Raw genomic sequence first — 20,748 nt, forward strand, 5'->3', positions numbered from 1 at the left:
TCTTCCTAATGGATTCAGGCACGGCTAGGTTCCGTAATTTTTAAAGAAAGCAACGAGTTTGAATATTTAGGTAAATGTAGATCTTCTGCGAGTTTCGAAGCTTCACTTAAATAAGAATTAATTAGATCAGAGATTTGCCTTTCTAATTGTATTTCTTCGAAAAGTCCTAAAATTTCCTGCTTTTTATCCCTTTTCCAGTCCTGCCTTTTGTCTTCCGGAAGAAAATAGATCATAGAAGAGATATCGTCATTCTCTAAATCTTCGCTTAAATCCTGGTAATCGTCCAAAAGTCTCCAAGCAACGCCGAAAAATTCGTACATTCTTTTCACAAGCTCAGCTTGGTCTTTGGAAAAAAACGATCTGGCGAGCAAGTACGGCTGCAAAGACCAAATTCCCATTTGAGAACGAAATCTGGATAGATGCGCCTCTAAACTTTCCGCAATTCCCAAATCTACTATAGATTTGAAATATCTATCAATGAATTCCTCCGCGATCAAAACTCCATCATGCACCTCTCTACCGAATAATTTACTAGATTGTGCATATCTGGTCCAAGCCTCGGTCCTAAGTTGGAGAATGATATGATTCGCTCTTAAGGATCCATCTGTTAAATGATCGTCCAGAGAATGAAGTAATAACGCAGAAGAATGAGATTCGAGAAGTAAAGTCAGCCAAGGATTTTCCCAAGGCAAGGCATGAGCAGATTCATTGATCCAATACAGGATAGAATAACTTGGGCTATAATATTTTCTTAAAAAATTGAACCCTTCCGTTATGCTGTTTTGGGAATATTTATATAAAAATAAGACCGCTTCAGTCCTGAGAGAAATTGGCAATCCATAACAAATGCTTAAAGCGGAACGATTCAGTAACTTGCAGAATTCTTCCGCCTCTCCGTGGTTATCCGAAAGACCGAAATCAAGCCTTTGCATGGCCACATTTTGGAGAATTTTCTTTTTTTTACCATTTATTTAATTTCTTCTAGGAAATTTTTGTGATAAATAAGGTTTTTTGAAGATTCTTTCCGGAAATAATATTCCATTTTAGTATTTTAGAATTTGGTAAAGGTTTTACCCCAATCAAGGTAACTTCACATTTCAAACATAGAATGTAATATTAGATTATGTCTCTTGATTTACGCAAAAGTTTCGAAAAACATGCGTTATACTCCTTGTTAACCGAAATCGAATCTTTAGAAGATTATAAATTCGGAATACGGATTCCGTAATTACCTTAATATTATTCTTGCAGATTTCAAATCCCAAGAAGACCTTCCTGGAATCGGTGGAAAATAGTTTGAGAACTTTTTTAGATTTCATTCATACAGAAAAAGCTAATCATCCTCAATTCATGCTAAGCATACAAAAAGAAGATCCTAATTTTTTACAAAATTGGTTCCAAACAATAGGATATGATGTTTCTACTTGGGAATGTTCCAAGGTAATCGAGACATTTAAGACCACATCGGGTCATATAACAATGGACCCGAGACCTTCTGCTTAATATTAAAATTTCTTAAATCGCTATACCGAATAGTATCTGGAGTTGAGCTCCATACGGATTCTGATGAGCTCGGCCTTCTTTCTCTGGTTCTTGCCAATCTTTTTGCAATTGTCTATAATCCCAACTTGTGTTAGTGCCGTAAGAGCCTCTTTGTTCATGAGTGCCTCTTTCCGGATAGAATAGAATATTTCCACCCACATGAATAAAAAATCCTGAAGTGAAAATATATCTAAAACCCGCTCCAGCAGACAGAAAAAGTTTTTGTTGGGAAATATTCCAAGCGTAGTCTTTATAATTTCCACTCGGAACAACACTCTCTGTCTTTCTTTGTTTTTCTGAATAAGTTTCTAATCCCCCACCCGCTGCAAAATAATACGGACCAGAAAAAGGAAACCACTCCATTTGAAGTGCTAATTGTCTTTGGATCTTTTCTGAATTTGTAAGAGTAAATATTCCTGACAAATCTGATTGTACACCATTTACATCCAAATCGAATCTTTGGATCACCCTTTGTTCCTGCCATTGCAGAGAAGCAGCCAATTTAGAAGAAAATTGGATCCCTGAACCGAACCAACTCAGACCGTTTGCGGTAAAACCTCCAATGAAAAATTTTCTGGAACTTCTTCTTTCGGCCTGTTCCAGTTCGCCTGGAACAGGAGCAAGATCATTACTCCCTTGAGCAAAAGCCGCGGATGCAATCAATAAGAAGGATACGAAAATGAGGTTTTGTTTCATACAAGTCCTAAAGCCGGTCCAGGATTCCAAATTTCTTTGAAAAGGTCAAGCTACTCGGAGGAGACGTAGACAGTTCCGCCTTTATTTAAAAATTCTTCCGATTTTTCCTTGAAACCCTCTTCCATGGCCTTTTCATCCGAAAGCCCCTTTTCTTCTGCGTATTTTCGAAGCTCCTGGGTCAAATGCATGGAGCAGAAATGAGGGCCGCACATAGAACAAAAATGTGCAGTTTTCATTCTATCCTGAGGAAGTGTTTCGTCATGAAAGGACTGAGCAGTATCCGGATCCAAGGAAAGTGCAAACTGATCATCCCATCTGAACTCGAATCTGGCTTTGCTCAATAGATCATCCCTTTCTTTAGCGCCGGGATGTCCTTTGGCAAGGTCCGCCGCATGAGCTGCGATCTTATAAGCAATTACTCCTTGTTTTACATCTTCTTTATCAGGAAGTCCCAAATGTTCTTTTGGAGTTACATAACAAAGCATTGCTGTTCCATGCCAACCTATCATCGCGGCACCAATGGCAGAAGTGATATGATCATAACCGGGAGCAATATCAGTCACTAGAGGCCCTAATGTGTAGAATGGAGCTTCCTTACAAATTTCCATCTGTAAGTCCACATTCTCTTTGATCTTGTCCAATGGAACATGCCCTGGACCTTCTATCATTACCTGGATATCTTCTTTCCAAGCAATCTGTGTGAGTTCCCCTAAGGTCCTTAATTCTGAGAATTGTGCCTCGTCGTTTGCATCTGCAATACTTCCAGGACGTAAACCGTCACCCAAGGAGAAGGAAACTCCGTATTTTTTCATTACTTTACAGATCTCTTCAAAACCTGTGTAGAGGAAATTTTCCTGGTGATGAGCTAAACACCATTTTGCAATGATGGAACCACCTCTGGAAACAATACCAGTAACTCTTTTAGAAGTGAGAGGAATATATCTAAGAAGGACTCCTGAGTGAATTGTAAAATAATCCACACCTTGTTCCGCCTGCTCTTCTAAGGTTTCCAAGAATACAGAAAGACTTAAATTCTCCGCCTTACCTTTTACTTTTTCCAAAGCTTGGTAAATTGGAACTGTGCCGATCGGAACAGGAGAATTACGAATGATCCATTCTCTAGTCTCATGGATATTTTTTCCTGTAGAAAGATCCATCACAGTGTCAGCTCCCCATTTGATAGACCAGCGTAACTTCTCCACTTCTTCTTCAATGGAGGAAGAAAGAGCAGAGTTACCTATATTTGCGTTTATTTTCACCAGAAAGTTTTTACCGATGATCATTGGCTCTAATTCCGGATGGTTTTTGTTAGAAGGAATGATCGCTCTTCCCCTCGCAATCTCACTCCTTACGAATTCAGGATCCATTCCTTCTCGAAGTGCCACATATTGCATTTCTTCGGTTATTAATCCCTGTTTTGCGAAATACATTTGAGAATGATTTTCGACAGGAGAAGGACCCGAATTTCTCTTACGGACCCATTCTGCCCTAAGTTTAGGAATTCCTGCCTTCCAATCGGAAGGATTCCATCCATCTTTCCAAGGGCCTTCCGTAGTATAAGCGCTGTAAACGGATCCGTTGCTTAAGCGTATCTCTTTTCGAGGAATTTCGAATGGAGTTTTAGTTTGATTGGATTCCATAGTGTTTCTCCCATGTCGGGGAAAATTCCGGAATCTGAAGATGAGGAAAAGAAAAAGGGACGCTGGAAGAAGTCCATGCGAAATTTATAATCTTTCGCGGACCTAGATCCCTGGCGTTTGTTTTTTTCCGTTTCCCTTCGCAGGCATTATCCTGATCAGGTTCCGGGGACTCTCTCAGAGACTTTTGGTCCCACCCCCAACGGTTCTCTCCATTGGATTCCTAAATTCTAGTCTTGCAAGGAGTTTTTCCGAAACTTCTCACTCGAATTCGAGAGAGAGATTTAACTGATTTTTCTCAAAGTTTTAAAAAACAAAATTAACGAACACATGTTAAGAGCCACATGAAGAAGGAAGTGAAAGTTTATTTTTTACAACAAATGTTCAAAATAAAATCCGATATAACGGACTTTTTTATTTTATCCAGAATATCTGTTTGACACTCAGGTCTGCGTCAATATTGTCCTGTCCAACGCTTGGGCCCAAGATATAGACATAAATGGTCCAGGTGAAAAACCACTCTACTATACGAAAAGTTTAAGGAGCTATTTAAATGGTTCGTAACATCACGAAAGCTTTGCTAGTTTTCGCCGTAATCTGTTCTTCATTCGGCTTAAGCGCAAAGTCTTATATCACTGGAGGCCTCGGTCTTCAATTTGACCTTGGATCATTGGGCGATACAATTGCAACTGACGGTTTGGATTCTTCCACTAACTACAAGGCTACTGCCACGGACGGAACTACAGGAGTTCTACCTCGTCGTGCAATCATCCCTGAAAACCGTTTGCTCAGTTTGCAGCACACTACAATGGGATTGATCAGCGCTAAGACTAGCGGTGCTATGACTGGTCTTACTCTTTCCTTAGGATATGAGCAAGATTTTGGAAAAGCTTTTTTCTGGAGAGTTAACGCACACTACACTCGTAAAGTTATGGGTGGAGAGACTAACGCTAAATTTGCAGGACAAACTTTCTACGATATCACTTGGGACTACCATGCTCTTCAAGTTCCTGTCAACGTTGGTATCAAAATGTCCGTTACTGAAGATACATCCTTCTATATTGGAGCAGGGGTTCACTACTTCAATGGTGGATGGAGTTTAGCAGGAAGCAACCGTTTGAGCGATGTTCACAACGCGTTGTCAGCACTACCTCCAACTACGCCTGGTCTAAATACAATATTGGGACTAGTTGCTGATGGAACTGATCCTTCTGCTAACTGGGAAAAAACCACCTTCCAAGTTTCCGGAGTTGCTCCAAACTGGTTGCTCGGAGCTCAAACTAAAATTTCCGACAAAGGTTCCCTATATATGGAAGTTGAGACTCTGTTCTCCTTCAAATACGGTATTGCTCACCCTAGATCTGCAGGTGGCGCAGTTGGCTTAGCTCCTTCTGTTGCTTATCCTCAAGTTCTTGGTGGAAACCAATACAGATTCGGATACAAACACGAAATCTAATTCTTAGATCTTTGTTTGTGTGCAAAGGCTCTCCGCAAGGAGGGCCTTTTTTATTTTCACTTCCTCCCTATAAACGTTAGCTTTCTTCCTAAATTAATAAGCGAAATATAAGTTTCTCCATCCCTAAGGGTATAAATACGCTCCAATAGATTTTATCACATAACGATCATGTAATAGCCTAAAACGAAAAAACGATGGATAGCTTAGGGTGTATCGATTTCCAGTGAAAATGTTGAAAACTCGCTCTGGAGACAGTCCATGATACAAACCGCCAAAAAAACATTTCTGATCCTTCTATTCTTATTACCTGGAATCTATTTAAATGCAAAATCGTATGTTATGGGTAGTGCTGGGCTACAATTTGATTTGGGAGATTTAGGAAGCACTATCTCCACTGATGGTTTGGATTCTTCCACTAATTACAAGGCAACTGCGACAGATGGGACTACGGGAGTTCTTCCTCGTCGAGCTGTCATTGCTGAAAACCGTTTGCTCACATTGCAACACTCTTCCAACGGTTTGATCAGTGCTAAAACAAACGGAGCAATGACAGGACTTACTCTCTCTTTAGGATATGAGCAGGATTTTGGAAAGGCTTTCTTTTGGAGAGTGAATGCACATTATACTCGCAAGATAATGGGTGGAGATACAGAAGCAAAATTTGCAGGACAATCTTTCTATCATATGACCTGGGATTATAATGCTATCCAAATCCCGGTCAACGTAGGGATCAAACTTTCAGTTTCAGAAGATGCTGCAATTTATATCGGCGCAGGCGTTCATTACTTCAAAGGTGGATGGAGTTTAGCTGGGAATAATCGTTTGAATGATGTGCATGATTTTTTAGTCAATGCAAATATTACAGATACAACTGTTCTAGGTCTAGTTGCCGATGGAACAGATCCTTCTGCAAATTGGGAAAGCACTAAATTTAATGTTTCCGGAATCGCTCCAAACTGGTTGATCGGAGCTCAATCCAAAATTTCCGACAAAGGTCATATCTATATGGAAGTTGAAACTCTGTTCTCCTTCAAATATGGTATTGCCCATCCAAGATCAGAAGGTGGTGCAGTTGGCCTAGCACCTTCCGTTGCTTATCCTCAAGTTCTTGGTGGAAACCAGTATAGATTCGGATACAAACACGAAATCTGATTTTCGCAAAGGACTGCTCAGACCAGATCGGTTCTTCCCAAGAGTGGTACAAACTTTACAGGCAATCGATTTGTTTCTTCAAATTGATTTTGTTTTTTTCTTAAAGTAAGAAGAAGCTGGACTTCTTCTTTCCATTCTACCGGAAGAACTGAGATCCCTTCTTCCGAAAGAGATTCAAAAACCAAACTTCCGGGTCCTGGAAGTTTTGGAAAACATGCAGAAGATACAAATTTGGAAAATTTCCCTTTTGTTTGTGTAAGTAGGTTCGCGTCTCCAAACAAAAGTTTGTTTCTTTTGGTAAATCCAGGAGACCAATCTTCCAAAACTCCTAAAGATCTTTCATACAATTCAGGCACGATTTCCATGGATAGAAGTTTTGCTCCGAGCAAATCCAAAATTGCCGCCAAATATCCGGAACCTGTGCCTATTTCTAAAATTGTATCTCCAGATCTAACCCGAAGTTGATCGGCAATGTATGCGACTATATAAGGCTGGGAAATGGTTTGTTCGTCCCCGATCGGTACTGCTTTGTCTTCGTAAGAATATTCTCTGGTTCGTTCAGGCAGGAAAATATGTCTGGGGACTTTTAGAAATGCGGAAAGTAAATTTGGGTCTTTGATCCCTCTTTCAGAGATTTGTGTTCGGACCATTCTTTCTCTTGCAAGAACAGTCCCCGCATCATCAAATCTGGAGACGAAGCCTAAATCAGGATTTTCCATTGACGTATAGGCCTGACTCAATATTTTGGTTATGGGTTCGGCTTTGTAGCTCAGTCGGTAGAGCAGAGGACTGAAAATCCTTGTGTCGGCAGTTCGATTCTGCCCGAAGCCAAAACCCTCTTATCCGTTCTTTCTTTCCTCTCCCAATTTCCATAATTCGGTAAATACCAGATCTTCCACTTGTTTGCAAAGTTCGGGCTTATATAATTTTTTCACCGGTGGTTTGGGATAGATATGTATCTCGTCCGTGTCCGGTATATAAGTAAGCATCCGTAAAATCTGATCCTCCCCTTCGATTTCGTACATCGTGTAAGACATCCCTTTAGCTGGGATGATTTGAGAAGTTTCTAAGTATTTCATGATTCTACTGCTCTATCAAGTCTAGATCTTTTGGAAAGAGATTTATTCTACGGTTTCGTACGGTTTTCGATTTAGGAAGAATGTTATTCTATTTTGGCTTCTGCGGAATGAATCGTATTTTTGGGGTGTGAAGAGTAGAAATGAGAGAGTTAGGATGAAGAGCTTCAAGAACAGAATAAGTTTTTAGGAAGAGAGAATATTACAAGGGAAAGTTAAGAAAATTACTAAACGAACTAGTTTGCCGAATAATTCTCAACAATAACGAGTGCAATATCAGGATATTGATCAGACGAATTTTCAATTATTTTTTTGACATCATTCCACATTAGACCGCCAAGCCCAGCCCCAATTTTAGGCATCGCAATTTTATTGATATTTCTTTTAAGAGCTTCCTCAAACATTTTGCATATTGCATCACCTATTGCATTTAAATCTGCCTTTGATTTCCAAGTTGTTTGAGTACCCAAATTAAAAACAACCCCCTGTTCATACTCATAAACAAATACATCACCTAATCCAAATTGTTTTTTTGAACATAGTAACTTATACTCTTCGTACATTAAAGGAAACCGTTTCCTAAACTGTAAGGCGATTCCTTTTCCCATGGCCCCAGCACAATTACAACCATGGGCATAATTAAATACGCCGGATAAGTCGAAAATATTTCCATTTTCTACATATTTAATCATGCTTGTATTGAGTTCCAAACCTCGTTAAATTCATCCTCAGTGATAAAGTCTTGATGATCCAACTCAAGATCATCAAGACTTTTATCATAAAGCATATGATCTCCTTTAACTGGATAATCCAGTGATGTAAAGACGATACTCGCTGGGGAAACCTCAATTTGGCGTATAGCTTCGCCGTTTCGAAAATGAAGGTAATATGTTACATCTTCTTCTTCCCAATATTTCTTTATAAAAACATCGCTCATTTTTTCGATTTAAACTGGGTTTTTCCACTACCCAGTATTCTACCAGTTAAATCCAAACTGCCTTCACCAGGCACCATATAATTATACGGCTTATTCTTCACAACATTCAAATTTGTAACATCTATTTCAAGATAATGAGATAAATACTTCTTATTCCATGGAACTCCAAACAGACGAGATGAAGTTTCTCCCAAAGTAAAAGTACCGGGAGCAATATCTGTGAAGTATTGTCCTGAACCATATCTAGCATTTTTTGTTCCAATTGAAGCAAGAAGTTCACTCGACTCCATAATGCCAATATAACCTGCTTCGCTAGTGTAGTGATATAAAATCGTCTTAGTTTCCGAAATTGCACAAGGGGATATTGATTTATAACCGGCCCCCCAGCCATGCCCGAGACTGACCCTCCTTAAATTACCAGTAATTGTTTTAGCTGTACTGCCCTTGGCAAAACGGACGACCTGGCCAGTAGCATAGCCTACTCCAAAGCCGGTTGCTGTGCTACCAATTGCATTTCCTGTCGCTCTCCACGGATCAACAGAAGAAACAATGTTATCATACATCTCGAAAGCAAAATCAGTAGTATTGAGAAAGGATTCCTTAAGACCATCTGATTGAGCTTTTAATAGCTCAATTTTGGCTTTTAACGGATATTTCCTCCCTAATTCAGCCTGCCTTTGCATGTCCTTCTCTATATGCGCGTTCGGGCTACTGAGAAAACTAACCGCATTTTCGTAAACACCTACGAACCAATTTGGAACTCCTTCTGGAATACCAAGGAGAAGTTGCTCAACTTTCTCACCGACCGTTCTCTCATGTCCTGTCGCATCCCTAAATCGAATCGGATTTCCAGCTACATAAGAAAACCGGTTCCAACCTTGCGTTGAACTTGCTCCGTCAATCACCGTATCCGCACTGACAAACCTCGCAATTTGCGGATCGTAATAACGTGCATTATAAAAATAGAAACTAGTTTCTTGATCCAGTTCCTGGGAATTATATTTAGGACTGAAGTTTTGGTTTCCTCTTTGGACGAATGTTTCTCCGTATGGCTCGTATTGTATACGACTGACAGTATGGGCATTATCATCCAGGATTTGACCTACTGAATCTACCTGATCCGTTAAGAAGTAAGCCGCAACCCCATCCTCGTTCAGTGCGGCGATCCGGACACCATTCAGATAAATATTATTAATGCTTTGTAGAGTATTATCTTCTTCTACGTATTCAAGACCGTAGAATTTACTAGGATACAGGATTTGCTGGTTTTTGATTTCGGCGCCTTTCGGTACAAGAGCAGTTTTCCGAACTCGGAAACCTCCTTCGTCATACCAATATCTTCCTACCTCGGCTCCGTCCTTATCTTCTACAAAACTGATCCGATTTTCTGAATCGAAATGGATCTGTTTTTTAAGATCCTTGGAATTATCAGTCTGGGTAGTCATATTCCCGACTGCATCGTACCCCATTTGCAGCGTGCTCAGTCCAGATTGAGTAGAATCAATTTTTGTGACCTGGTGGTTTTGGTATTGGTAAGCCCATTCATCTACAACTTGACCACCAGCGAAATCATGGCGTCGTTTTTTCAGAAGATTTCCGTTTTGAGCATAATCAAAACTCTGGCGGAAGTTTTTGGTATAATTATCCGCAGACTCCGTATAGACCCCGCTTGCATTTACAAGTCGATTGAGTCCGTCATAATCGTAGGTATAATTCGTATTATACTCGGAAGCAGTATTAGAGATTCCTACTATATTATTGTTCTCATTAAATGCATAGACTGCATCTTGTAGAACCTTAGTAGTTCCGTCTACATCTCCAGAAGAATGGATCCTTACTAATCTCTGTTTTACGTCGTACGTATAATCGGTTTGGACTCCATTCCCCAAATTGAATCCGGCAGTTTGGCCGAATTCATTGTATGCAATGTTCTCTACGATGGTTTTGCCACAGAATCCAGGTAAAATTCCGTTCGTATTTACTTGTACCGAAATTCCTGTGATATATCCCGCACTACCATAAGTGTAGCAAGCTTTCATCCTGGTATGACTAACCGGATGTTCCGGATAATGGATGGTGGCTACCCTTCCTAATAAATCGTAGGTATAATTTGTTTCGTACGGCCCTCCGGCATCTTGCAGAGGAATCCCTTTGATAACTCTAGTTTCTTTTTTAGGTCTTCCTAATTTATCATAACTGAATGTCTTAAGTTGAGATGCACTATCGACTGAGACCAGTTTTCCAAGAGCGTTCTCACTTCCATATCCGGAATCATAAGTATAATGAACATCTCCGTCTTGTAATTCCTTGAGGATCATACGACCAAAAGAGTCATAAGTGATTTGAGTAATATACGCCCTGGCATCGGTAGTCTTAGTCAGATCGCCAAAAGCGTTATATTCGTTTTTCGTAATTCCTAAATCGGGATCGCTTTGTGTAATCAATTGACCAAAAGCATCGTATTGCCAATATGCTTGGTTTTTTCCAGATAGATCCTTTTGGTTAATCCCTGTTGCAATATCTCCGCAACTCAGATTCGTTCCGTTTAGGTCGGATTTTTTGACTAGGTTCCCAGAAAGATCATAACAAAAACCAATTTGAGCGCTTGTTCCATCGGTTCCTGAATCTTCTACGAATAGACTCTTGCCTCGTGCATTCTGGATGGTTCTTTTTCTCGTTCCTCCACTTGTTTGCACCAGGACTTCGAATGCACCAGTGTAAGTTGTAGTTGCAAAACTAGCAGTCGTTTCCCCTGCTGCTTGTGGAAGAATAGTTTTAGTCTGTCTTCCAATTGCATCGTATTCAAAATAAGTCGGATTCTTCTCTTCCATATGAAGAGCAAAACTATCCAATTCGGAACCATCCGCCCAATCTGGCTGTCCAATTCGAGCTACTCTTCCTACTGAATCGTATACGATTCTTCCAGTGCGAACGAACTTTCCATTAGAAGCAGTTTTAACCTGGTAGATTGCTCTACCTAAACCATCTGAATATTTGCGGAGGGAAAAGTCCGGATCTCCGGTTCCTGTTCCTAAGTTTGTTAAAGCACTAAGAGGAAAATTAGAACTGTAATTATAGGTAGCGAGAGTTTTGGTCCCAGAATCTGTATCTGCGCTAGTCTCGGTAATACGACCGTATAGGTCATATTCATATTCGGTTTTGTTTCCATTAGGATCGGTTACCCTGGTAGGATTTCCAAAAGCATTGGCATAATCGATTACATATGTAGTCTTAAAACGAATTCCACCACCGAATGCAGTAGATTCTTTTACGAACTGCCGGAGATCATCGTCATAAACGAATTCTTTTCCTCTTGCTGGGGCGGAGCTCGAATCCTTCTCTAATACTTTATTTCCAAGCGTGTCATATGCATATTCTATAATAGAAGTTTTGGTCGCAGGTAGGCCACTTCCTGTATAAGAAGTAACAGTCTTAGTAAGATTCCCGAGAGAATCGTAGGTCATGAGTGCAGTTTTTTCGGTATTACTTCCCTGGAACGAAACGGATTTTTTGATCCGACGTTCATTGGTGGTTGTATCTGTCTCGAAATCGAAAGAATTTACGATTGTTTCTGAAGAATGGGATGCATCCTCGTAATGATCAGTTACACTTTCCACCTTCTTCGTGATGCTATAACTATCTATCGTGAGAAGGTTCGTACTTGTAGTAGTTTTTGCTCCCGACAAGAAGTTTTCCTTCTTTGTAGAATAAGCCACATAGGTCGCGACTCCTGGAGAAACTTCCATCTTTTTTACATCGTAAGATGTCAGTGACTTTCCGTAATCCTGGTTATCAGATCCAAGAATATGCATTTCTTTTTCCGCTCCAGCTAAGGCACGGTTCATCATAAAATCTGAATATGGCATACTATGGAAAGTGTGGACAGTACTTGCTCCTAGACTATCCTTCATGGAGAAGTTAGTGAATCCGAAATAATCTGTCTCTTTTTTACCGTTTATGAATGCGGAGAATGCTACCCCACCACTATACTGATAGGATTTTTGGATACGATTCCCAAAACCATCATCGGCTATAATTTTTGTGCATACGCGATAGGAAGCCGGTAGATCAGGAATCCCATCTCCACCTGTATTATCGAATTTAGTAGAATTATCGTATTCTAAATTGTAGATACCTCCGATTCCATTCTTGATCTTATTAATTATATCAGGAACGGAACCGGTAGACATGGCATAGTACCACGTCGGTTCACGCAAATGAATGATCCCAATATCTGTAATTCCATCTCCGTTATAATCACCTTGGATCCATTCAAAAGGATAAATTTTAGAAAATAGATCTGAACGATCCACTTCGTTTATCAAATCAGATCCCGGCAATGCAACGGATGCAACTTTCGTAATATCATAGATCTTTTTGGTATCGAATTGAACTACGAGAGGATTTCCGGTATTATCGAATTCCCCATTGAAGATAGCTGAAATACCAGAATAAGAAGCCGAACTTACATTTCCGCCAGATATCTTGAACTTATAAAAAGTAGAATTATCTCCGATAGATTTTCCAAGCATAATGGATTTGCCGCTCGATTCTGGATACAAACCGTATGATATTCCTGCCGAAATTTTAGGATCGAATTCGATGGATGTAAGTGGAAGATTCGGCGTCCCAATCACTCCTAACTTTGTGAATGTAATTTTAGAATTCAAAGCATCCACAACGCCTATATACCAGGTATGAGTAGAAGTAGAACGATCCACTATTAGAAGCTGAGAAGTTCCATCACTCGCTCCCAGAAAATTCCCGGAGAAAAGGCTGAAATCCTTTCTCCTTAATCTATTTTGCCCACTCGTTCCCAATCGAAAAAAGTTTGTAAGATTCGTTTGAGTGAGTGCTCCCATCGGAATGAGAGCACGATTACCTGTTGGCCCACTTAATAGTAATTTACCCGTCGCGCCACCAGCGGTGGGTTGATCATCAAAGATCAGAACAGACTTAACACTCGAACTCGAAAAATTATCTATTAGATAGGCGGTATCATCGTAATAAAAATTTCCCACTTCCGAATCAGTAAAAGAGGCAAAATTTACTTTTTCGAAAGAAGCAGAGGAGGCATTTCTAAGAGCTGAGAAAATATTACTAGTTCCGGACTCTTGATAGAATAAGACCTCGTCTTTTGTATTTCTCGTGAACCGATCCGTCTTTCCATTATTAGCGATCCTTAATCCGGAAAGTTCCGGATTAAAGTCAGAAAATACTCCTGTAGTTGTCGCAGCGCCGATCCTGATATCAAATTTTGTAGTTTTTCTATTATAGATCAAAAGTTCGGGAGAAGTAGAGCAATCGTTTACTGTAAAACATCCTGGAAATGCAAGCTCTCCTCTATTTGGAAAATCGCTACCGTCGTATGCGTAATCTAAGAGTATAGTTTTAGTATCAGACGCAGCCTGAACGACTGCGGAAGCCTTGGCTATAGTCACCTCATCCAAAGGTAAAGGTGATTTCATGACTCGCTCCGCAGAAGGTCCGTAATTCATATCGCTATAAACACGATAACGAAATCCAGTACCTGTAGCCTCACCTATCCAAAACTTACCATCACTTGCGGAGTAAAAACCGATATCCGTACTTCCATCTCCATTAAAGTCACCTTGCAACCATTTGGTGATTTCTTTAAATTGAGGAGCACGAGACCAAACTCTAAAATTGATCGTGCGGTCACCAGTTTGTCCTAAAATCCAATCCCCACTGGATCTATCGAATACCAAGAAATCCGAGAATCCATCCCCGTCGAAATCTCCAGAAAAGCGATCTTGAGTAAATAAACGTTGTTCCGGAGCAGTGAAAACTTTATAAACATACCAATCGAATTTAAAATAGAGAGGGCTCGAGGTATCTGGATTCCTATTATTTTCTCCGACGATCCACTTGCCTGAACGAGCATCATAAAGAGAAATATCGGTTCTTCCATCTCCATTATAATCTCCTACGAGAAAGTTAGCGCTAATTCTTCCCTTCCCTTGCCTGGAAATATCTGTAGTGGATTGGCTATCCATATTACCGTCAGGATTATAATCTCCACGATATAGATTCTTAAATTTGCTGGAGAACTTTAAGAATTCGAATTGCCCACCTTTATTGAGCATTAATGTCCATTGACCAGTAGGCTCATCGAATAGGACAGCGTCAGAAAGACCATTCCCATCGTAATCACCTGGAAACCATTCCATTCTAAATATATCCGGAATACCGGTCATCAACCTGCCATAATTTTTAAATTGGAAGTTACTCCCGTTATGTTCAGCTACTATGAAATCGCGTGTTTGAGGAAGATAAAAAGCTATATCTGCTCTCCCGTCTCCGTTATAATCACCGCTTACATTTCCTTTAAAAAATCGTATCTTATCTATGTTATCATAGCCTTGGTAACGACTCGCATAGGTCTTAAATAAATATCCGCCACCAGGTTTTCCTTCCGCGGCCTTCCAATTACCTGTCTTAGAATTAAAAAAGACAATATCGGAAATTCCATCCCCGTTAAAATCTCCTTCAAATAATTGAGAATCTCCCGGTACATCTTCGGGTTCAGAAGAGAATGCGTTAGCCACATTTTGCCAAATCAAAGTACGAGAAGCTGTTTGGTATTCAAACGTAGGTTTAGTAGTATTTCGATCTGAGTCTACGCTTACAAGTTTAGGTCGGCCGGAGTCGTTGGAAATTTCATATATCATCCGATATTCCCAAAGTTTGCTTCCATTATATCCAATTTGGATCTTATCCAGAAGTTTATTCATTTTCATGACGTAGCCTGGAACCTTATTCACATAAGAATCATCACGGGTTTTAGTAATGAAACGAACATACTGTTTCGCACTGACTCCGCTACGTGAATTACCAGTATATCTGATTTCCTTTAAGTATAAAATACGGTTATCAGAATATTCGGAAGTATCATATTCAATATCCATAAAATTCCCATTCGTATCCTCTACTTGTGATAGATTCCAACTATATGTTTTGGTAATTTTATTTGGATCATAAATTCTGCTGGAAGAAGTCTGACCATAAATCGATTTTTGACCGGACGAATCTCTTACTTCCCAAATTCCGCCGTTCTCGATATTCGTTAGTCGTAAAATTGTAAAATCTTCTCCTACGACCTCAGGGCGATAGGTTCCATTCTCATTTGAAGAATCACCCGATACCTTGATTAATTTCTTTCCATTCCAGGAAAAACTGTCTCTCGCATCGTAATACAAAGCCCCATATTCAGGAGTCCGGATGATGCTTCCCATCCCAAGATTCCAACCTACTCCCAGCCAGCCGTCTCCGCCGGAAGAGGAATATGTAAGACCAAGATTAGGTTGTATTCCCGCTCTTCCTGGCGTGATTTCTATAGGATAGTTTAGAGATACTGCTCCAAAATTATTAGGTTCAGGTGGAGAAATAAAAACAGCACCTGAAAGCGGATTAGCCTTACTTTCAGGGTCGTCGATTGCCGAACTATAATTTGTCGAAATAGAATACAGATCACTTCCTTCAGGAGAAGGTGCAGAGCCTGGGGAAGGAAAGGAAGTCGATTGCGCTAAACTTCCGAACGAAAAACTAAAAACCTTAGAGAGTAAATGATTAACCCCTCCGCCTTCATAGCAGGAAGATAAAGAGAATGTGCAGGTTAAAACGAGTACAGTCCGTAAAAGATTTCCTCTACGTGAAACAATCTCTCTTCTAGTTTTTAATTTATCGCCGTTGAACATCGGATTCCTTTGACTTTATAGTGCGGATTCAGATACGCCTCTTCAAAATAAATTGAATACGTATCTGAATCTTTTTTGATCAATATTTGATTTGTGTAGTGATCGTATAATCTCTTTCGATCAATGGAGCGACGAAGAAATTATTCAGACCATACTGTAAAGCACCTGGATTCTGCAGATTAACTGCATATCTTCGGATCAATGGCAAAGGAGTCTCATTAGGAGCTGTCCAGAACGCTACCCCATTAACAGTAGAACTTCCTATCTCAACGGAAGGTGTCGTTTGGATCCCAGCATTTGTCGTGCTCAGGAAAAATTCTCCGTTGCCTATGGCTGAAAAAGAATTAGAGCCCAATAAAGCCAATCTGCCTCTAATCGTTCTACCAGTTCCTTCTGCATGTTCCCAAGCAGCGAATATTATACCAGTGCTCCCAACCACAGGGGCGGCTACGTTACGAGCAGTAGCAGGTAACGCATTGCTTAACACCACATGGTTGTTATACAACAATTGGCCATTCGCCATGGACAGGACTCTTAGGCGCACATCATTTGTGGCAGAGCTATATAAAACCAAACCAGGATCTTGTGAAACGGTAAGTTTAAACGGAGAAGTAAGAGAAACGTTTGAATCTACAACGAATGGCGCTGTGCCAAGGAGGGCCTGAGTATCTAAATTAACTCCCCTCGCGTAGATACTTGCGTTAGGCATCCTATATACAAATACTCCTTTATTCCCAGTCATCCCTACCGAGTATCCGGAAACCGATCCTCCTTTATTTATTGTTTGTCGAACCAAAGCAATATTACTTCCCACTTTGGCGGCTGTAGGCATATCTATCACTGTTGCATCGGCATTTATAGTAGAAGTGCCTGAGTCACCTGAATTCATAAAATAGGTGAGAAAAGCCCGATTACCGGTTGCAGCAATTGCAACGTAATAAGGTTGGCGATTCGTATTGATCCAATTCGGGGTGTAATGTGCAACTCCGAACAAGTTTACACCTGCACCAGTGCTGAGATTGTATATTCGCGTATCGATATAATCGTCATACACAAGACCATTCGGAACTACATTGTCCCAGGCCACAATTGCGTGAGTAGTCCCGATCGCGGCGCTAAAATTCGTGGCTCCACTTGCCCGGGTCATAGCTTTAGCATCAGCATATAATTTAGTTTGAGTACCCAAATCATAGAAATTGACCCATATATCGTTACCGTTTTCCCAGCAAATAATCACCTTACCATTTTCATTTGCTTTGGCGGTAAAAGATCCAGAAACAGCAGTAGTGTTTAACGGTGTTCCCAATGTAGTCGAAGGTGTTCCCATAATCCCAACTTCAAGCTGAGTCGAAAGTCGATAAAATCTACCGTAAAGATTCGTGTCTCTTTTCCAAATTGCTAAAGCGTAGTCTCCACTGGAAACAGTTACGAGTCCAGTTAAAGCTGAGGTGCCAGAGGCATGCTGACTAACTTGAACATCTGAGGATCCAGGTAGTAATTGATACAATTTACCTAAACTATTATTCAGAGACAATAAGCCATTCGCTAAGAAATTACTAAAATCTCCCCCATCTGCCCAAGAACTCCAAGCAGCAACCCCTCGGTTATAATTACCGATCCAATTTACTGCGTTATAATCCGGACGAAGTCCTAAACAGCTCGCAGGATGTTTTGGTTTTGCAACACAATCCACTGAACCAGAGCTTAAAAAGTCTAGATTTTGTGCCGTCATAAAAGCTGTCGGTACGAAACTTACGAGATAATCGGTATTCCATTGAGAAACAAACCCGGTATCTTGTAGAATCTTAACATCCGGAGCTACTAAGCTTCCCTTAGTCGATACTAAGGTCGTTTTGTCTGCCTTAAACGTGGTAGGATTACTAAGAGTAATTGTGGTAACTCCACTCGAGTCAGCTGGGTCCGGAGTAGCAGAAATCGTAAATATATCCGCTTTATCTCCGATGGACAACAGGTCTCCCTGATCGATCCTGCCTCCAGCATTATATATACGGATTGTATTTTGTCCCTCTTCTATGCTGGTGGCTAATTGCCCTCTCATCTTGGACACTTGGGAAAAATGCAATGGCCAAACGCTTTGGCGATACGCATTATTATATGCAGGCCTTAGATAGAGCTCGATTACAGTATTATCAGGATCTAATGTCAAATGTTTGCTAGGAAGCTGGAGGCATAAGGTTAAAGTTTGAGTAACTAAAACAAAGTTTACACCACAGGACTGGAGCTTGTACGGATCCCCAGTTGTGTTAATATCCTTTTCGATATGCAGCCAATCAGTTCGTTGACCGCCGAATCCCATACTGACCTCAAAGTCTGCAATCTGACTGTATTCATACAGATCTTTGGTCACAGATCGTTTCATATCGTAAGAGAAATCTTTAAAGTATTGAAAACTTCCTCCAATGTCTGGAGTTCCGAAATTCGGATTCAAATAACGAGTTTGGTCTAGTTTGATTTGGACGCTCACTCTCTCTCCAAATCCAACTGCACCTAGATATTTAGAATTCTTGGTAGGATAATATGGAGTATCTCCCAGTTGGAATTTATCCCAAGTGGTATTCATTGTAAAAGGAATATTGGTAACAAGAGGAGTTGTTCCGAAATCCTTGATCTTCGCCCCGTAATCCTTTAAAGAAATATAAACTATATCTATTTGATCTCCGGCCCAAATTGTAGAATCGATTCCTTTCAAAACCTGAGCTGGTTTTGGAGAACTAGGATCGAAGGTTACTGCAACCTTGTTCGGATCCTGACCTTGCATTACATATTCAGTAAAGTTATAGTATTTACCTTTTGAGAATACGACCCAGAAACCTGCATTTTCCTTAGCAGTTGGATCCTTTTCGTCCCAGGCACTTAGCGGATCTTGTTCACAAGCAGAACGAGAAGTACCATCTGATCCAACAATATTGGCTCTTGGAGTGCAAGGAACAGATCGAGCAGTTCCTCCTATACTTTTAATACCGCTGCTGAAAATTCTTGCCTTATCAATTTTTGGAGCCATCTCCTCAAAATTGACAATCGTATTTTCATACTCGATAGAGATACCAGAACAGGCAATCCGGTCGAGAGCCTTTCTAAGAGTAATTCCAGGAACCAATGATGTGGCAGTTTTAGCCTTACATGGATCGTTATCTGCACCGACTGCATCGAAAGCAGCCACTCGGTACATTTCTCTAAATCCAGGTCCGAAGATCTTAATTAATGCAGTTCTAGCTTTCGCATTCTCCTCAACGATCTTTAGGTTATCGCCACTAAAATTAACCAACATGGATTTATAATTCGAATCCGGAACATGTGCCATATCGTAATCTACAATATAAATCTTAGGAGTATATCCGGAAGCAATCGCTCTTTGAACCTCAGCAGTATTCAATCCATCAAGTTCGATTACATACGGTCCAAACTTGGTTCCACCATAAACAGATACTTCGAATAAACTATAATCGGCGTTACGTAAACGAAAGCTTTGAATTGGAATTAAATCCCCTTGTGCAGATTCAAACATCAACGAGCAAAGAATGTTTTTCAACTTGACCGGCATATTTACCGATTGGTTTTCGATATATAGAGCTGCTCTTACATAGCCTGCATTCGGATCTACCTTAGATGTTTCGTTAATCTTCTCGGATTTTTCCCTGCGGAATTTTCTAGCCTTATCAGTGCTGGAACTTGCCTTTACGTTCCACCCTTCTCGATCCAAATTATTTTTAAATGGTTTATCTGCCCATTTGGTCACTGTTTTATTTGTGGAGTAAGTTCCTCCCCAACTTTTAGTGGAATTATTGCTGTAATTAACTCCAGTACCTTCATTCTTACTGTTAGTAGTCTTACCAGTAACGTAGTTATTGACAGCATTACTAACCCCATCGCCAACAGTAACCCCACCATCTACACCCGAACCGCCGCCTATCCCTACCGTCAGGGAACTTCCGTAAGTATCCTCATATTGCACAGTTCTAAGACTTATCTCGTTCTGGTGAATATTTTCAGATCCTTGGTTTCGAGTAGATTCAAAGTCCTGGGAACTGATCTCGCTTATGATCTCATCACTCTTTTGCTCAGAACTATAAAGAATCTCGATCTTCATAGTGACAGGAGGAGCGATAATCGTATTCACTTGCGGATAATCGGCTACCCAAACGTTAGTTGTTGTTTCATTGGCATTTAAAATCCCATCCCCGTCGAAATCGTTTACTATATTCGTCCCAGTGGGATCGATAGCTCCACCCAAAGCAGCAGCTTTGACCTCTGTCCCAGGAGCAAAATTGAAGAGTTGATTCGGTGCAGGAGGCTTCGGGTCTTTTATGAGGGGAACTCTCTCAGCAGTCAGCTTGATTGCAGTAGAAAGATCCACATCTCCATTTTCGTCCCCAAAAAATGCACAAGATCCAAATAAGGATAATGATAAGACTACAATCCAAAAGGATCCGCGAAACAAAGAATCTAAACCTAAGAAAAGTGCTCTGCTATTCATATGATTTCTACCTAATATAATATTTCTCATATCCCTTTC

Annotated in this window: 12 protein-coding genes, 1 tRNA gene and 1 riboswitch; of the genes, 4 read left to right on the forward strand and 9 right to left on the reverse strand. The window is 40.4% G+C overall.

Going from position 1 to position 20,748, the window contains the following annotated elements; all coding sequences use genetic code 11:
* Positions 1-14: 14 nt before the first annotated feature.
* Entirely contained in the window at positions 15-932 is a 918-nt protein-coding gene (locus CH362_RS15875) for a class 1 isoprenoid biosynthesis enzyme (protein ID WP_208859601.1), read from the reverse strand.
* Positions 933-1,296: 364 nt separating this feature from the next.
* Between CH362_RS15875 and CH362_RS15880 the strand changes: the two genes are divergently transcribed.
* Positions 1,297-1,503 (forward strand): hypothetical protein, encoded by a 207-nt coding sequence (locus CH362_RS15880; RefSeq protein ID WP_100711401.1) that lies wholly within the window; start codon positions 1,297-1,299, stop codon positions 1,501-1,503.
* 12 nt (positions 1,504-1,515) lie between these two features.
* On the opposite strand, the gene CH362_RS15885 is transcribed toward CH362_RS15880, so the two are convergent.
* Both CH362_RS15885 and thiC read right to left on the reverse strand, forming a co-directional pair.
* A complete protein-coding gene (locus CH362_RS15885) occupies positions 1,516-2,238 on the reverse strand; it encodes a hypothetical protein (RefSeq protein WP_100711311.1) in 723 nt (240 codons plus the stop codon).
* 50 nt (positions 2,239-2,288) lie between these two features.
* On the reverse strand, positions 2,289-3,878 hold the full coding sequence (gene thiC, locus CH362_RS15890; RefSeq protein WP_100711312.1) for a phosphomethylpyrimidine synthase ThiC: 1,590 nt from the start codon (positions 3,876-3,878) through the stop codon (positions 2,289-2,291).
* Positions 3,879-3,993: 115 nt separating this feature from the next.
* A riboswitch (TPP riboswitch) is annotated at positions 3,994-4,086 on the reverse strand.
* Positions 4,087-4,428: 342 nt separating this feature from the next.
* On the opposite strand from thiC, the gene CH362_RS15895 reads away from it, so the two are divergent.
* Entirely contained in the window at positions 4,429-5,331 is a 903-nt protein-coding gene (locus CH362_RS15895; RefSeq protein ID WP_100711313.1) for a porin OmpL1, read from the forward strand.
* A gap of 258 nt (positions 5,332-5,589) precedes the next feature.
* A complete protein-coding gene (locus tag CH362_RS15900) occupies positions 5,590-6,483 on the forward strand; it encodes a porin OmpL1 (RefSeq protein WP_100711314.1) in 894 nt (297 codons plus the stop codon).
* Positions 6,484-6,500: 17 nt separating this feature from the next.
* On the opposite strand, the gene CH362_RS15905 is transcribed toward CH362_RS15900, so the two are convergent.
* Positions 6,501-7,202, reverse strand: a complete 702-nt coding sequence (locus CH362_RS15905) for a protein-L-isoaspartate O-methyltransferase family protein (protein WP_100711315.1) — start codon at positions 7,200-7,202, stop codon at positions 6,501-6,503.
* A gap of 39 nt (positions 7,203-7,241) precedes the next feature.
* On the opposite strand from CH362_RS15905, the gene CH362_RS15910 reads away from it, so the two are divergent.
* A tRNA-Phe gene (locus tag CH362_RS15910) sits at positions 7,242-7,314 on the forward strand.
* Between the two features lie 8 nt (positions 7,315-7,322).
* On the opposite strand, the gene CH362_RS15915 is transcribed toward CH362_RS15910, so the two are convergent.
* From CH362_RS15915 to CH362_RS15935, 5 genes are all read right to left on the reverse strand, one after another.
* Complete coding sequence (locus CH362_RS15915; protein WP_008593308.1) at positions 7,323-7,562, reverse strand: hypothetical protein; 240 nt, start codon at positions 7,560-7,562, stop codon at positions 7,323-7,325.
* Between the two features lie 233 nt (positions 7,563-7,795).
* Positions 7,796-8,269: a macro domain-containing protein gene (locus tag CH362_RS15920; RefSeq protein WP_244280620.1), complete on the reverse strand. Its 474-nt coding sequence runs from the start codon at positions 8,267-8,269 to the stop codon at positions 7,796-7,798.
* On the reverse strand, positions 8,248-8,496 hold the full coding sequence (locus CH362_RS15925) for a hypothetical protein (RefSeq protein ID WP_100711317.1): 249 nt from the start codon (positions 8,494-8,496) through the stop codon (positions 8,248-8,250). Before CH362_RS15925 ends, CH362_RS15920 begins: the two co-directional genes overlap by 22 nt.
* A complete protein-coding gene (locus CH362_RS15930; RefSeq protein ID WP_100711318.1) occupies positions 8,493-16,214 on the reverse strand; it encodes an HYD1 signature containing ADP-ribosyltransferase family protein in 7,722 nt (2,573 codons plus the stop codon). Before CH362_RS15930 ends, CH362_RS15925 begins: the two co-directional genes overlap by 4 nt.
* A gap of 79 nt (positions 16,215-16,293) precedes the next feature.
* On the reverse strand, positions 16,294-20,739 hold the full coding sequence (locus tag CH362_RS15935; RefSeq protein WP_100711319.1) for an LIC12048 family lipoprotein: 4,446 nt from the start codon (positions 20,737-20,739) through the stop codon (positions 16,294-16,296).
* Between the last annotated feature and the right edge of the window lie 9 nt (positions 20,740-20,748).

The sequence above is a fragment of the Leptospira saintgironsiae genome, from assembly GCF_002811765.1.
Classification (GTDB): Bacteria; Spirochaetota; Leptospiria; order Leptospirales; family Leptospiraceae; genus Leptospira_B; species Leptospira_B saintgironsiae.